Below are 13,956 nucleotides of genomic sequence, written 5' to 3'. Positions count from 1 at the left end.
TTTAAAAGTATAACGCTAGTCTCTATGGAGACAACAACTATTCACTGATTTGTCGATCAGCAAAAGCACGTATGTTTGCAAATACCCTTCCAATTTCACAAAAAAGTTCTAATAAATTCCCGATAATTTATTCTGAGAGTTTTCTAAATCATGACACTGGTATTTATCATCCTGAAAAAGCGGGTCGGCTTACAGCCATAGTCGATGCTCTCAAAAATTCAGCGATCGCCTCACAATTAGTTTGGCAAGAACCGACCTCGATTAATTCTCGATCTAAATCAGGGCTGGACATTCTCCAAGAGGTTGCTCGTTTTCATACTTCAGAATATATCCAAGCTTTGCAGCAACTTACCGATCGCGGTGGTGGCTATATTGATGGCGATACGATCGCTTCACCCCAGACCTATGAAGTAGCGCTATTAGCGGTTAGTGCATGGCTAGATGGTGTTGATCTTGTGCTGGAGTCTGGTCGTCCAGCCTTTGTGCTAGCCCGCCCCCCTGGACATCACGCCCGCGCTCAGTCAGGAATGGGTTTTTGCATTTTTGGTAATGCGGCGATCGCGGCGATGTCAGCTTGCGATCGCTTAAATCTAGATCGTGTTGCCATTCTTGATTGGGATGTGCATCATGGCAATGGCACTCAGGATGCTGTCTGGGATCGTCCTGATATTGCCTATGTGTCCACTCACCAAGCGCCGTTTTATCCGATGACAGGTCGCAAGGATGAGACAGGTGCTCACGGCAATATTTTGAATATTCCCATGCGATCGGGTTCGGCAATGCCTGAATATTTACCAGTATTCGAGGATCAGATTATGCCATTCTTACGCAACTTTAACCCTGACCTATTAATCATCAGTGCAGGTTTTGATGCTAATGCTGATGATCCCTTGGCAAGTATTTTGCTCAAGCCAGAAGATTTTGGGGTTTTTACTAAGCTCTGTTTAGAGATTACTCCGAAGATTTTATTGGGTTTAGAAGGTGGCTATGACTTTAGCAGCCTATCGCGATCGGTTATTAGTGTCATCGAGCAGTGTCTATAACAAGTGGCGGCGCAACGCGCCGCCATTTGTTTCTTAGGCTTTAACTCAAAAATTAGCGTTGCGGCGCGAAGCGCCGCAACGCTAATTTTTGAGTAGGAAGGGAGTAGCTACAAAAAAAGGTAGGGGCAATTCATGAATTGCCCCTACCTTTTTTTGTAGACGTAAATATAGAAGACGCTTTGCGTCTTGATAATTTTTAGCCTTCTTTGTTGATGAAGGGCAACAAAGCAACTACACGAGCTTGCTTAATCGCTGTAGTCAATGCACGTTGCTGCTTTGCAGTTAAACCTGTAATACGACGAGGCAAAATCTTGCCGCGTTCGGTAATGTATTTACGCAGTAATTCGACATCTTTATAGTCGATTTTGGCAGCAGGCGCGATCGGAGAGAGGCGCTTACGATAAAAAGAGGAGTTCATTGCCATGATTGGGATTACGCGGTTTTGGTGATTGGGTTAAGGGACTATTTGATTTCTTTGTGAACAGTGTGAGAGTTGCAATGAGGGCAAAACTTTTTGAGTTCTAACCTTGCAGTGGTATTACGACGATTTTTCATGGTGGTGTAACGAGACACACCAGGAGATCGCTTATTGGCATTGGTGCGACATTCGGTGCACTCTAGCGTAACGACGAGACGGACACCTTTGTTTTTAGCCATTTTTTTAGTTGTGAGATTACTTAAAAGTGCGATCTACAAGTATTACACAGAATCATCCCACTTCTACGCCCACTGGAAAATTATTATCAAAAACTTGGGCGATCGCAATAACTAACGTCAGTTTGGGTTAAGCTGGCAAATTTTAAAAAACCAAAAGTAAAAGGCTTGCTAAGCAAGCCTTTTACTTTTGGTTTTTGATAAAGGCTTTGCTACGCAAAGCCTTTATCAAAAACTGTTTTAAATTATCCCGAACTCGCGCTAACTAGATTCGTGCAAAGTTATACAGAATAAAACTTTGGTGCGTTGTAACGTCAATTTTATAGAACTAGACCCAAGAGTGATGTTTATGGTAGCAACCAAAGAAGTATCTTTGCCACGCAATTGCACGTTCAGCCCAACTGATTGGCAAGCGCTTGCGCCCTTCTGGTATCCCGTTGCCTTCTCCCATGAAATCACAGCCGACAAGCCCTATGGCACACATTTATTAGACGAAAGATTGGTGATTTACCGAGTTTCTGATGGATCGGTTATTGTTGCCAAAGATCTATGCCTACATCGTGGAGCGCCCCTAAGTTTAGGGTGGATTGAAAACGATCGCCTCGTTTGTCCTTACCACGGAGTGCAATACGACTGCGATGCTAAATGTGTCTTTATTCCTGCTCAGCCCGATGCTACAATTCCGTTAAGACTTAGGCTCAAGACTTATCCAGTAATGGAACGCTATGGGTTAGTTTGGACAAGATTGATCGACAATGGAGAAGTTCCATTTCCTGAGTTAGCTGAATGGGAAGATCCAGACTACATTCAGGTACTACCTGATTCTGTAGATTTGGATGCAGCCGCAGGACGGCAAGTGGAAGGATTCTTAGATGTCAGTCACTTTGCTTTTATTCATGCTAAATCTTTTGGAGAACAAGATAATCCTGAAGTTCCAGACTATACCATCGAGCAAACAACCTCTGGATTCAGAGCCGACTATATTAGTACGGTTAGCAACTATGCCCATGGCATGAAGCATTTAGCTCCACCTGATTTTTTGTGGAGGAGACTATTTGAGTTGTTTGTTCCCTTTACCGCCAAGTTGACTGTTTTCTTTCCCCATGGCAAACTACATGTTCTCAACGCAGCTTCGCCAATTTCAGCACGTAAAACGCGATTGTTCGTACCAATTTGTCGCAACTTCGATAAGGATGCACCTCTACAGGACACGCTCGATTTTAATGATCAGGTGTTTTATGAGGACAAGGCGATCGTGGAGGAGCAATGGCCAGAGGATTTACCTATTTGTCTTGCTGACGAGGTACATATTGCTGGTGATAAAAGCTCGATCACTTTCCGTAAAAAGCTAGCCGCGATCGGCTTAGGCAAATCTTTCACTTCGTAATTAAAGAAATGGCGGTGCAAAGCGCCCCCATTTCTTAACCCATACAGTTCCGCCCCGAAGGGGCGGAACTGTATGGGTTTCTAATTCCGTAAGCTGCGAGGATTAATTCCTGCTTTTATTGCAGTTAAAACCCCGATCGCTTCCCAATAATTATCAACTTGAATCCCTCTTAAACCCAACATTTCAGGTGTAACATTTAGCCCTGTTTGATTCTCTTTGACAAAGATAGTTTGCACATGGGGAAGTGGATTTAGTGCTAGTAGACCCGCTCCACCACAAGCACTGTATGGCGTGACGATCGCATTGATATCATCAGCCGTAATGTCATCGGGCTTAAGTAAATCACGATTGGTAATGATTTTCGGGGCACGACTTAACCCCACTAAGACGCAAGGCAAAAATGTATAGCCTAATTCCTCTGCCGCCGCACGAGGCGAAACGCTCGGATCGAGGGGCAAAGGTTGTAAAGCAGGAGCATGGGCGCAGGGTATGGCAAACTCACGCACGATCGCATGACTAATGACTGCTTCTGCTCCTGCGAGCGCATCAACGCCTTTACCTTGGCGATAGTTTTGTAAGGCTTCACTATCAGGATCATCAGGAAATCTGGCGACTACTGCGATCGCTTCTATCCTAGAGACTTTAATCAATTTCTCGGCGGCTCTGAGTAAACTATCAAGATTAGCGATCGTTCCCCATGTCGCACCCGACTCTCCTGATCGCAGTTCTACACCCAGATCGCTATCGGTAACTAAAACATCAGTAATGTTTAAACCTAATGTTGCTTGTGCAGCAGCGATCGCTTGACGGTGACGCAGTTCTAAATCTGGTTCCATGCTTCGATCGAGAATTACGCCAATACGATTAGCTCTTACAGGACGTAATCCCCAATCACCTTTTGCCATACGATCAATGGCATAACCCTCGGTATATAACACATTTGGCATTGACCAATATAAACTCGCGCCATTCAAGACATTGGGATGCGTAATTAAGTTATCGGCAACTGAGGCGATCGCTCTTGCCACTGGCAAAGCATCTCCAGCATAACCACCAATTGCGGCATTAATGCCAGTAGGCACTAGTAGTAAGACATTAAAAGATTGTAGCTGCATGAAATTCAGTAATGATAACGAAGTTGAGCAACTAGCAAAGAATCAGTTTCCGCTTTGTAAATAATGCGATGCTCGTCAGTAGTACGTCTTGACCAATATCCCGAAAGCCATGTTTTAAGTCTTCAGGCTTGCCGATGCCTTCGTAGGGAGTGCGTTGAATTTCCTTGATTAATGTATTAATGCGTTTGAGAATTTTTGGATCGGTACGTTGCCAGTAAAGGTAGTCTTCCCATGCATCGTCAGAAAAAATTATCGTCATTCGACAAGTTCTCTCTGCTTGCCTTTGCCAGATTCTAGATCAGCGATCGCCCTAATTAACCTCTGAGCATTCTTTGGGCTACGTAACAAATAAGCTGTTTCTGCAAGAGCTTCGTAGTCCTCAAGTGACATAATCACCACCGAATTTTGATTTTGACGGGTCACAATTACAGGATCGTGATCATCACAAACTTTCTCTAAGGTTTTCGCAAGATTATTGCGGACATAGGTGTAAGTAACTGCATTCATGACTAGTCACCTAGTGATTATATGTACACTACATTGTACATATCTATGAGCCTAAATATGCTTCTAAAACTTTAGGATCACTTTGAACTTCAGCAGGTGAACCATCAGCGAGGTTGTGACCTTCGGCTAAGACCCAGACGCGATCGCATAGGGACATAATCACATCCATATTGTGTTCGATAATCAAAAAGCTCAAGCCTTCTTGATTTAACTTGTGGATCAGGCTACAAATCTCTTCTATCAAGGCAGGATTTACTCCCGCCGCAGGTTCATCGAGCAAGATTAATTTGGGGTCAGTCATTAAGGCGCGGGCTATTTCTAATAATTTGCGCTGACCACCCGATAGACAACCTGCATAGTCATCCGCCATCCTGATTAAGCCGACTGATTCAAGAATATGTCTCGCTTTCTCGCGATTTTCCCGTTCTTGTGTGGCAATTTTTTGACCTTGAAACCAAGTATTCCAAAACTTTTCGCCGACTTGACCTTGTGCAGCTAGCAGCATATTTTCTAGTACTGATAATCGCGACAGGACTCGCGGCACTTGAAAGGTGCGAATCATGCCAAGTTTGGCGATCGCATGGGGTGGCTTACCTTGAATTGGCATTCCGTCAAACTGCACCGTACCGCGATCGGGCTTAAGGAAGTTAGATAACAATCCAAAAAATGTGGTTTTTCCTGCCCCATTGGGACCAATTAATCCTGTGATGCTTCCTGCGGGTACTTCAATGCGGGCATTGCTAACGGCATGAATGCCGCCAAAGGATTTCGAGATGTTTTCAGCTTTAAGTATTGGGGCGATCGACATAGATTTCGATAGTTAGCAGTTGACAATAATCTGATGAGTTGAGTCGTTAATAAACGATACCCCCGAAAAGGTCTAGTCTTTGTAATGAAATCGACAACCCACAATAACTATACTGTCCTCTGATACTTCATAAACCAGTCGATGTTCGGTGTTAATACGTCTCGACCAATAGCCTGATAGATTAGCTTTTAGGGGTTCTGGCTTACCAATACCTTCAAGGGGAGTCCGCAAAATTTCTTTAATCAGAGTGTTGATTCTTTTTAAGAGTTTTTTATCAGTTTCCTGAAACCATAAATAATCGTCCCAAGCTTCTTCTGTAAATGTGAGCTTCATTCTTCAATTAACTCTCTCTCAGTGACTTTTCCTGCTTTTGCTGATTGAATTGAGCCAAGAAGACGTTTTGCATTAACAGGATTTGACAATAAATACAATGTTTCTTGCCATGATGAAAATTCGTCTAGCGAAATTAAAATAGCTTTGTTGCCTTTGTCGTTACAAATAATTGTTGGTTGCACATTATCAATCACGCGATCAATCAAGCCATCTAAATCATGGCTTGCTTGCTGAGTAGTCATCGCATCCATTTTATACTCCGTATATTTATTTTTTATTATCTAAATAATAGCTTCAAAATTTTTGGTGAATTTATTTCCATTGTTGAAGTTTCTCTTCTGGCAATGGCTCAAAGAAAGCGTAACTAAGTTTTCCTGTTAATAAACCAGGGGTGCGGGGTTGCGATCTCTCTTTTCCTAAACCTAGTCGAAAGTAATGTATTAAGTCATAAATTTCGGCAAGCTTTTCCTCTGGTATATCTTGCAGTTCTTGAACAATTTTTTGAATTAGCATAAGCCAAATTACCTTGTTATTAAGTATCTATGAGTGCCATATAATTGATTGAACTATTGAATTAGCTAGTCGCTCTACACAGTTTTTAATTGATTTGTCAGGGATATCAAGATTAGCTAATTGTTCAGAGACTACAGCAGAAATTGTCTGCCATGTTGTCCAGCAAACAACTTTATGAGCTTCTTGTAAAAGTTTTGATTTCTCAAAAGTATGATTTTCTGAACGTTCTAGCACAGACTCTAAATAAATTTCAATCGCGTCGATAGGATTTTGTCTACCATGTCCACGAATTAACATGGGAGGCTCAGAACCTAAAATCAACCACAATATTGGCTGATTATTTCTTTCCAATGCTTCTTTCATAACCAAAACAAACTCTCTCGCTAGTTGTTCTGCTTGAAACGAACTATGTCTAATTCTTTTAGCTTCAAGTAAAACAAAGGTACTTGGTGTTTGAATGATTCCATCTGGTTGGACGGCTAACCCATTTCTATGGACTGAGGCACTTGGGATGAGATAAAAATTGCTTGGTAAAAGTGTAAATTTCGCCTCTTCAATTTCTTTCTGAAGTTTTATACGTGCTTCTAATGCTCCATGCGAAGCTTTTACTATTGCACCGAGAAATGCTTGACGGGGAAGAAAATCTAAGGATTGAAATACTTCAGCAGTTAGGACATTTTCAAACCCTTTACCTCCTTGACGGTACTCTTTGATTTTTTGCCCCATCCACGATAATTCTTCTAAAAGCCTCCCTAGGACTCTAGAGTTATTTCCTTCAATATTCATATCATATCTTTATCAAATAGATGCTTATAAACTTCCTGAGTATCTTCTAGAAAATACTCAATTTCGTCATCTTCACTAAAAAACTGTGCTAATGAAAATTCTTGCCATTGACCACTTTCCCAATCACTGTATTCCAACATTTCTTGCTTAGCCGTTAATACTTGAGTGAATTTAGCAACTTGCTCGATCACCTGATCGAGCAAACTATCAATTTGTTGATGAAGTTGTTCGCGAGTATTTAAAGACATGAGTTAACTACTCGATAAGTTTATGAAAGTGACTTCTTTGTTCGAGGTGGCTTTGTAGAGATTTTTTGGAGTTTTTGGATTTGTTTTAGGGTTAGCCCTGTTAATTGAGCCACTAAATCTGGAGACATATTAGAACGCAACATATTTATAGCAATTTGGTTAGTTGCTTCAACCTTGCCATCAGCTTTGCCTTTAGCTAAACCCTCAGCTTTGCCTTTAGCTAAACCTTCAGCTTTGCCTTTAGCTAAACCCTCAGCTTTGCCTTTAGCTAAACCTTCGCGCAGAATTTCTTGATAGACTACTGACTCTTCCATGATCTCACTCCTGAGTAACCTTTGAATTACTTCATGATCTAATGCTAACCCAGAGATAATCGCTGTGGCAGCTGCGACATTACTTTTAACTTTTCTATCATCAATATTGTTAATTAGTTGGGCGACTTCTCGTAAGGTTTCAGTACGATCGCCTGTTTTTGTTAAAACTGCCAGAGGCAACAGTCCTTGATATTGTTGAAAAATTTCTGTAGGCTGCTCCCAAAGACGAATGACATTAAATTCATGATTTAACTTTTTAGTATTGAAGCTTGATTGATGTACAAGTGATGATTTTGTTTCTCTTAAGTAGATGACAGTTTGATGAATATCCTTAGTGGGATATTTACCATAGAGCCGCAAATAGTAATTAGCCATCCGATAAGCCATTGTGTCATCGGTTTTGGTTTGAAATTCTAGATGCACAATTACTTCTGCTGATTCCAAAAGAATTACAGAATCGGCACGAATCGGATCTGCGGAGAGTTCCGATGGCTCCAGTTTTGTCAGAGGGATCGGCTTCCCCAAGAGCCAACTGGCAAAGTCAGTGGGGAAGTTTTCGACTAAAAATTTACAGGTATTGTCATACATTGTTCAACTGTTTTAAACCGTCTTTGATTGCATAGTTTCAGCGATCACAATTTTGATTAACGAACAATATGTCTACCCTACAATTGCGAGCTATCAAGAAAATCAACATTTTCGTAGAGGGCAGATAAGGGGAATTGGAGATCGATGCTAGTTATCTGAATAAGAGGATCATCTTTCTCAAAAGTTGTCTGCTCGATCGCTATAGACTGATATTCCCAAGCACGATCGCTATGTCTTTGATAAACTTCGGCACTAGGACGCTCTGAGTCGATCAGGATATAGGCTTGCAGCGTATCGATCGCCATATAACTTTGCTGCTTAATACCGCGATCGCGTGCTTCGGTGGTAGCAGACAAAACTTCCGCAATCAGCACAGGATATTGCAAAAAATCACGGGAGAAACGATCGCGATCGTCACAGGACACAACCACATCAGGATAATAATATTTCCGAGATCGAACAAGAACTTTAGCATCGCTGATTGAGATCTTGCATCCTTTTCCACGCAAATGAGCAAGCAGTAATGCTCCTAAATTAAGAGGAATTTGGCTGTGAGGGATTGTGCCGCCTGTCATCGCAATGATTTTCCCATTTTCATATTCATGTTTTTCTTCTTGCTGACTTTCCCAAACAAGGTACTCATCAGCAGACATGATGATTTGATGATCTTCTTGAATTAACAGTGGTTGAGCAATCATCAACTTAATCTCCTAAAACAATATTTAGTCACAATTCCTAAACCGTCATCGCTTGGACAGGAGCAGTGATCGCGCCTATAACTGGTAAATCACAGCGATCTTGATACACGCTTAAGTCAAACCAGAAAGTCGTACCCACACCAACCTCACTCTTGATATGAATCGCACTGTGATGTTTTTCGATAATGTTGCGGACAATCGATAGACCTAAGCCAGTACCTTCAAGGGTATGTACCTTATCCTCGACACGATAAAAACGATCAAATACGCGATCGCAATCTTCGGCAGGAATACCATGTCCTGTATCCTCCACCTCGACACGGATATAGTTGACGGTGCGATGGGGCTGAGTTGTGGTTTGATCTTGCCAAGGATAGATCCGAATTGTGACTTTACCGCCCATATCCGTAAATTTCAGAGCATTGCCAACTAAGTTAGATAACACTTGCAAAATCAAATCGTAATTGCCCCAGATTCTTTCCAAATCTGGCTCAATTTCATGAATTAGCTCAATACCTTTAGATGAAGCATTGAGTTTATACGTTCTGACCGTTTGCTCCACAGTCTCTGATAGATCGATCGCTGAGAAATGATATTGACGACCTGACTCTAATCGAGATAGATCCAGCACATCATTGACTAGACGGGTAAGGCGATCGGTTTCGTTATTTGCTGTACCGAGAAATTCTTTTTTCTGATCTTCGCTTAGTTCATCACCATACTCGTGCAAGGTCTCGATAAAGGACTTGATATTAAATAAAGGTGTGCGTAACTCATGGCTAACATTGCTGATAAATCGACTTTGCGCCGCATTTAGCTCCACCTCACGAGTGATGTCCTGAATCGTAATCGCAATCCCCTTAATGGCATTACTAGAACTTAAGACACTGGTAATCCAAATCCGAAAGGCATGGGCTAGCACTGAATCACCCTTATCGCCTGAAGCCATAATCCGAAATTCTCCGCCCTCCCGATCGCCTGTAGCAATTTGCATCAGCGATCGCCCTAAATCAGCACTAAGTCGCTCAGGCAAAATATTCAGGATACTCTTGCTCTTCCATTCCCCCTTCACAGGATCTTGATCCCAGCCCATAATCTTGATCGCCGCAGGATTAGCCAGCACAATCCGCATATCTGAATCGAGCAACAACGCCCCATCTGCGATCGTCGATACTAGAGTTTCTAGCTTTGCCTTTTCGGCGGTCAATTCCTCAATATTCTGCTCTTCATACTTTTTGAGGCGTTGCGCCATGTCATTAAAGCTGCGAATTAATTCCCCCAATTCGCCACCAAAGGGCAAGTCAATACGTTGTTTAAAGTTGCCACTAGCAATATTTTGTACCCCAGCCACCAATTCCCGTAGTGGTCGCGTAATTGTCACCGAGTTGGATGCTGCCCCCAAAATTACCATCGCCCAAATCGATACAAATACAGCAGTAGTCACATCTAACGTCAAACTCGATGAGGCTACTGCCGTGGGATTAGGATTAATGCCGATCGCAATGATCCCTAACGATTTACCTTCATGCTGCAAGTTTACAAATATGTCCGTAACTTCCCCCTGTGGCGTAATATGCTGCCTGACCAAAGGGCGATCGGGGCGCATCATTGGATCTTCAGGCAACTGAATACGTCGTCTGATACTTAAAGAATTTTTTACCTCATTAGAGTTAAACGGAATCCCGTAAAAAATTTCGCCATCAGGATCAGCATAGAGAATGTAGCGAATGCTAGAGCTACTATCGTAAAATTCTTTAGATAGGCGAGTTACTTCCTGAAGATCATTTTTTGCAACTAAGGGGGCGACGTTAGCAGCCAGCAATAACCCCAAATCTTTGCCAAAGCGCGTATCATTGAGGCGAGCATCAGTTTGAATATCATTAACAGCCCAAAAGGTGACAGCACTCATTAGCAAAGAAACTAATAGCGTAATCAAAGCCATTAGCTTGGTTTGTAACGAAAATTCTGTCCACCAACGTCTGGGTATATTGTAAATTTGAAGCAAAAAGTTCATCTTTTTGTAGTCATTTGGTTGGATATTGTTGGATATTTGTGTGGCTTTTCGTTTAATATGTGCGATCGAAACGCAAGGATGAGGATCTCAAGATGGATGAGGCTAGCATTGTCAATGCGATAGAGGCAGACCTTCAAAACTATAAGGTAAAAACCCAAATCCGCCGCAAAGAATCTCAGTTACATGTTCTGATCACCAGAGCAGATGGTGATGATGTTGACTATGCCTCTCTCTATGATATTGTGAAACGCCGTATTGATAAGCTACCGATCGAAGGGGCGGATAGTTTAGTGGTCTATGGTAGGTTGTCTGGGGCTAAGCATCCAGAGTGGCACAGAACAGCAGAAATTAAGCCACCTTTACCATTAATTGAACTTGATCTTGAAGAACTAGAAGAATTCGACAATATTGGCACAATTGCAAACCTATCATTCGATGAGACAGAGATTCAGTCCACAAATCCTGCATCGGATCTGCCCGAGGACTTAAAAAGTTTTAAAAGTAGTATCGAAAATGATCTAAAAACAGCCGCTAATAAATCAGGGTTAGATGTCCATGCTGATGTCCATGCTCCTGACAAAATTAACAATATCAAGAATGAGGATTTTGATTTAGGCGATCTCGACTTGCAATCCCTTAACTTAGATAGTCTGCCGCAAAACAATGATTTTGAGCTAGTAGCATTTGACAAAGATCCTTTTGAAGTAAATAGTCAAGAATCAAAACCACGATCGCCTCTAGAGGAGAAGCACTCTTGGACGGACAAGGATAAGGATGAAGACTTTAGTTTTGATTCCCCAACTGTAGCCGCGATGCCAATGCCCTTACCTCCACCCCCACCCACCGTTAAACGCGCTCCTAAAAAGCCTGTTGCTACTGTCGAAACAGAACATGAAGCGATCAAAACTGCTTACCCTAAGAATAAGTCGTTAATGTTTTCTGTGGCTTTTGGAGGTGTGGCGATCGCCATTGTTGGCATTTGTGGCTGGCTAGTGTGGGATCGTTCTAATCAGCAACAATATCTAGCAAATGCAAGGAACTTTAGCAACCAAGATATTAATCCCAAGAAAATTACGAAGCTAGAAACTCTCACTGGTACACGCAATCGCTTACAAACGATCATTTCGCAGCTAGAAGAAATTTCTGATCGACCTGCTTCGCTATATGGTGATGCTCAGGCTGAGCTAGCAACGCTGCGCCCAAAATTAGTTGAATTTGATCGCAAAATCAATGTCGAACAGGCGGCTAATAAAAATCTAGAATCCTCCAAGAACGGCACAATTGAGGCGGCGAAATTAACCCAAAATCCTCCGCATAAGTCAACTGTGTGGAAATCTGCCCAAGAGAAACGGCAACAAGCTATAAAGCAGCTAGAGGAGATTCCCACCGACTCTGTGTTATACGGCGATGCTCAACAACGCCTCAAAGCTTACCGTACCGAATTAGTCCAAATTAGCAAATGGGTAGAAATCCAACAAAGGGCTGAGTCCGCAGCTAGCACGGTTACTCCTGCTATGGTAAATCAGCTCAAACAATTGAAAGCTAAAGCTCCAGAGAAGCAAAAGTTTCTACCTCAATGTCAAACTATTTTGCAACCCCAAATCTCTACTGCTGAATCGCAGAGAACAGGATTGCCAATCCCTGCTTTGACTAGCTATTTATGTGCCTATTTCTGGGATTCATAGAAAGTAAATAGTCTTGTTAAGACATAAACCCAAGGAGTGAGTGGCGGCGCAAAGCGCCGCCACTCAATATTCTAAGCAAAACTTACGTTGCTATAAAACCTCAAAAATTGTGGCGCACGCGCAGCGTGCGCCACAATTTTTGGGGTTTGATTTATGCCCAGTTACTTAGATATGCTCAACCGCAAACATGCCTAAAAAATATTATGATCATCTAGCTTCTACTTCCTGATCAACCGTTTTAAACCCAAGCCACCATGCTAAGTTCGACTAAAGAACTTCTAGAAACCGCCCGTCGCAACTCTTATGCGATCGGAGCCTTTAACATTTACAACTTAGAAGGCGTAAAAGCCGTAGTCAATGCAGCCGAAATTAGCCGTAGCCCTGCCATGCTGCAACTACACCCTAGCGCCCTCATCTATGGCAAACTTCCCCTAGTGCAGATGTGTATCGAAGCCGCCAAATCGGCAAAAGTACCAATCTCCATTCACCTCGATCACAGTACTTCCGCTAGTGATATTCGCTTAGCTCTAGATGCAGGTGTGCGGTCAATTATGGCGGATGGCTCACCAATGTCTTACAAAGAGAACTTGGAATTTACGAGAGACATGACTATCCTCTCCCACAAATTCCATGCAGTCGTCGAAGCAGAGATTGGCAGAATTAGTGGAACTGAAGATGGATTGACGATCGCTGAGAAAGAAGCCAAAATGACCGACCCGATCCAAGCTTTGGAATTTGTGAAGCAAACCAAAGTCGATGCGATCGCAGTCACCATCGGTAACGTGCATGGTGAATATAAAAGCCCACCCCGTCTCGATTTTGATCGTCTTGAGAAAATCCGTAACCTAGTCGATATTCCCTTAGTTTTGCATGGTGCATCGGGCTTACCATCGGAAATGATCCAGAGATCGATTCAATTGGGAGTCTGCAAATTTAACGTGAATACCGAAGTCCGCCAAGCCTATATGCAAGCCCTGAAATTAGAAATCTGTGGTGATAGTCCCAAGGATTTGTTAGAGATCGCAGGTGAAGCGATCGCTGCTATGCAAGAAGTGATTATCGAAAAGCTCAATCTTTTTGGCTCAGTAGGTAAAGCTCATTTACATGACACACCCTACGCCGCAATGTTAGCCAGCCAAGCCTACTACCTTCCTACTCAAGAGTTATTGACGCGATGATTAGCCCCTCATCAATAATTCTTGACTTTATCATGGCTATACTATTGGGCAAAAACCTTAATGCCAAATAAAGAAATGGCTATGC

Annotated in this window: 18 protein-coding genes; 4 read left to right on the top strand and 14 right to left on the bottom strand. The window is 42.4% G+C overall.

Annotation, left to right across the window (positions count from 1 at the left end):
- Nucleotides 1-71 precede the first annotated feature (71 nt).
- Complete coding sequence (locus H6G05_RS09730; protein ID WP_190577987.1) at nucleotides 72-1,043, top strand: histone deacetylase family protein; 972 nt, start codon at nucleotides 72-74, stop codon at nucleotides 1,041-1,043.
- Nucleotides 1,044-1,239: 196 nt separating this feature from the next.
- On the opposite strand, the gene rpsR is transcribed toward H6G05_RS09730, so the two are convergent.
- Nucleotides 1,240-1,467: a 30S ribosomal protein S18 gene (gene rpsR / locus H6G05_RS09725; protein ID WP_242016694.1), complete on the bottom strand. Its 228-nt coding sequence runs from the start codon at nucleotides 1,465-1,467 to the stop codon at nucleotides 1,240-1,242.
- Between the two features lie 38 nt (nucleotides 1,468-1,505).
- Entirely contained in the window at nucleotides 1,506-1,700 is a 195-nt protein-coding gene (gene rpmG / locus H6G05_RS09720; protein WP_094535841.1) for a 50S ribosomal protein L33, read from the bottom strand.
- A gap of 346 nt (nucleotides 1,701-2,046) precedes the next feature.
- On the opposite strand from rpmG, the gene H6G05_RS09715 reads away from it, so the two are divergent.
- On the top strand, nucleotides 2,047-3,084 hold the full coding sequence (locus tag H6G05_RS09715; RefSeq protein WP_242025376.1) for an aromatic ring-hydroxylating dioxygenase subunit alpha: 1,038 nt from the start codon (nucleotides 2,047-2,049) through the stop codon (nucleotides 3,082-3,084).
- An 80-nt stretch (nucleotides 3,085-3,164) separates the two neighbouring features.
- On the opposite strand, the gene H6G05_RS09710 is transcribed toward H6G05_RS09715, so the two are convergent.
- The 12 genes from H6G05_RS09710 to nblS all read right to left on the bottom strand — a co-directional run bounded on the left by H6G05_RS09710 (nucleotide 3,165) and on the right by nblS (nucleotide 11,008).
- The gene (locus H6G05_RS09710) at nucleotides 3,165-4,199 is read right to left on the bottom strand and encodes a DUF3326 domain-containing protein (RefSeq protein ID WP_190577985.1); all 1,035 of its coding nucleotides are present in this window, start codon (nucleotides 4,197-4,199) and stop codon (nucleotides 3,165-3,167) included.
- Nucleotides 4,200-4,230: 31 nt separating this feature from the next.
- The gene (locus H6G05_RS09705; protein WP_456356023.1) at nucleotides 4,231-4,458 is read right to left on the bottom strand and encodes a Txe/YoeB family addiction module toxin; all 228 of its coding nucleotides are present in this window, start codon (nucleotides 4,456-4,458) and stop codon (nucleotides 4,231-4,233) included.
- Complete coding sequence (locus H6G05_RS09700; protein ID WP_142603209.1) at nucleotides 4,455-4,706, bottom strand: type II toxin-antitoxin system Phd/YefM family antitoxin; 252 nt, start codon at nucleotides 4,704-4,706, stop codon at nucleotides 4,455-4,457. The genes H6G05_RS09705 and H6G05_RS09700 overlap by 4 nt, the downstream gene beginning before the upstream one ends.
- A 43-nt stretch (nucleotides 4,707-4,749) precedes the next feature.
- Nucleotides 4,750-5,514 (bottom strand): ABC transporter ATP-binding protein, encoded by a 765-nt coding sequence (locus H6G05_RS09695; protein ID WP_094535847.1) that lies wholly within the window; start codon nucleotides 5,512-5,514, stop codon nucleotides 4,750-4,752.
- A 72-nt stretch (nucleotides 5,515-5,586) separates the two neighbouring features.
- Nucleotides 5,587-5,847 carry a Txe/YoeB family addiction module toxin gene (locus H6G05_RS09690; RefSeq protein ID WP_190577984.1) on the bottom strand — a complete coding sequence of 87 codons (261 nt, stop codon included), beginning with the start codon at nucleotides 5,845-5,847 and terminating at the stop codon, nucleotides 5,587-5,589.
- Nucleotides 5,844-6,089: a type II toxin-antitoxin system Phd/YefM family antitoxin gene (locus H6G05_RS09685; protein ID WP_242025374.1), complete on the bottom strand. Its 246-nt coding sequence runs from the start codon at nucleotides 6,087-6,089 to the stop codon at nucleotides 5,844-5,846. Before H6G05_RS09685 ends, H6G05_RS09690 begins: the two co-directional genes overlap by 4 nt.
- Nucleotides 6,090-6,159: 70 nt before the next feature.
- Complete coding sequence (locus H6G05_RS09680) at nucleotides 6,160-6,360, bottom strand: hypothetical protein (RefSeq protein WP_190577982.1); 201 nt, start codon at nucleotides 6,358-6,360, stop codon at nucleotides 6,160-6,162.
- A gap of 27 nt (nucleotides 6,361-6,387) precedes the next feature.
- Complete coding sequence (locus H6G05_RS09675) at nucleotides 6,388-7,146, bottom strand: hypothetical protein (protein WP_190577981.1); 759 nt, start codon at nucleotides 7,144-7,146, stop codon at nucleotides 6,388-6,390.
- Nucleotides 7,143-7,394, bottom strand: a complete 252-nt coding sequence (locus H6G05_RS09670; protein ID WP_190577980.1) for a hypothetical protein — start codon at nucleotides 7,392-7,394, stop codon at nucleotides 7,143-7,145. The genes H6G05_RS09675 and H6G05_RS09670 overlap by 4 nt, the downstream gene beginning before the upstream one ends.
- Before the next feature lie 20 nt (nucleotides 7,395-7,414).
- Nucleotides 7,415-8,296, bottom strand: a complete 882-nt coding sequence (locus H6G05_RS09665; protein WP_190577979.1) for an Rpn family recombination-promoting nuclease/putative transposase — start codon at nucleotides 8,294-8,296, stop codon at nucleotides 7,415-7,417.
- A 77-nt stretch (nucleotides 8,297-8,373) separates the two neighbouring features.
- Nucleotides 8,374-8,994: a Uma2 family endonuclease gene (locus H6G05_RS09660; protein ID WP_190577978.1), complete on the bottom strand. Its 621-nt coding sequence runs from the start codon at nucleotides 8,992-8,994 to the stop codon at nucleotides 8,374-8,376.
- A 37-nt stretch (nucleotides 8,995-9,031) separates the two neighbouring features.
- A complete protein-coding gene (gene nblS, locus H6G05_RS09655) occupies nucleotides 9,032-11,008 on the bottom strand; it encodes a two-component system sensor histidine kinase NblS (RefSeq protein WP_190577977.1) in 1,977 nt (658 codons plus the stop codon).
- Between the two features lie 59 nt (nucleotides 11,009-11,067).
- On the opposite strand from nblS, the gene H6G05_RS09650 reads away from it, so the two are divergent.
- Both H6G05_RS09650 and H6G05_RS09645 read left to right on the top strand, forming a co-directional pair.
- Nucleotides 11,068-12,693 (top strand): hypothetical protein, encoded by a 1,626-nt coding sequence (locus tag H6G05_RS09650; RefSeq protein ID WP_190577976.1) that lies wholly within the window; start codon nucleotides 11,068-11,070, stop codon nucleotides 12,691-12,693.
- A 254-nt stretch (nucleotides 12,694-12,947) separates the two neighbouring features.
- The gene (locus H6G05_RS09645; protein ID WP_190577975.1) at nucleotides 12,948-13,871 is read left to right on the top strand and encodes a class II fructose-bisphosphate aldolase; all 924 of its coding nucleotides are present in this window, start codon (nucleotides 12,948-12,950) and stop codon (nucleotides 13,869-13,871) included.
- The last annotated feature ends 85 nt before the right edge of the window (nucleotides 13,872-13,956 follow it).

It is taken from the genome of Phormidium tenue FACHB-1050 (genome assembly GCF_014696925.1).
GTDB lineage: Bacteria > Cyanobacteriota > Cyanobacteriia > Pseudanabaenales > Pseudanabaenaceae > Pseudanabaena.
The sequence above is the reverse complement of the archived record's forward strand: the minus strand, read 5'-3'. Positions and strand labels throughout refer to the sequence as shown.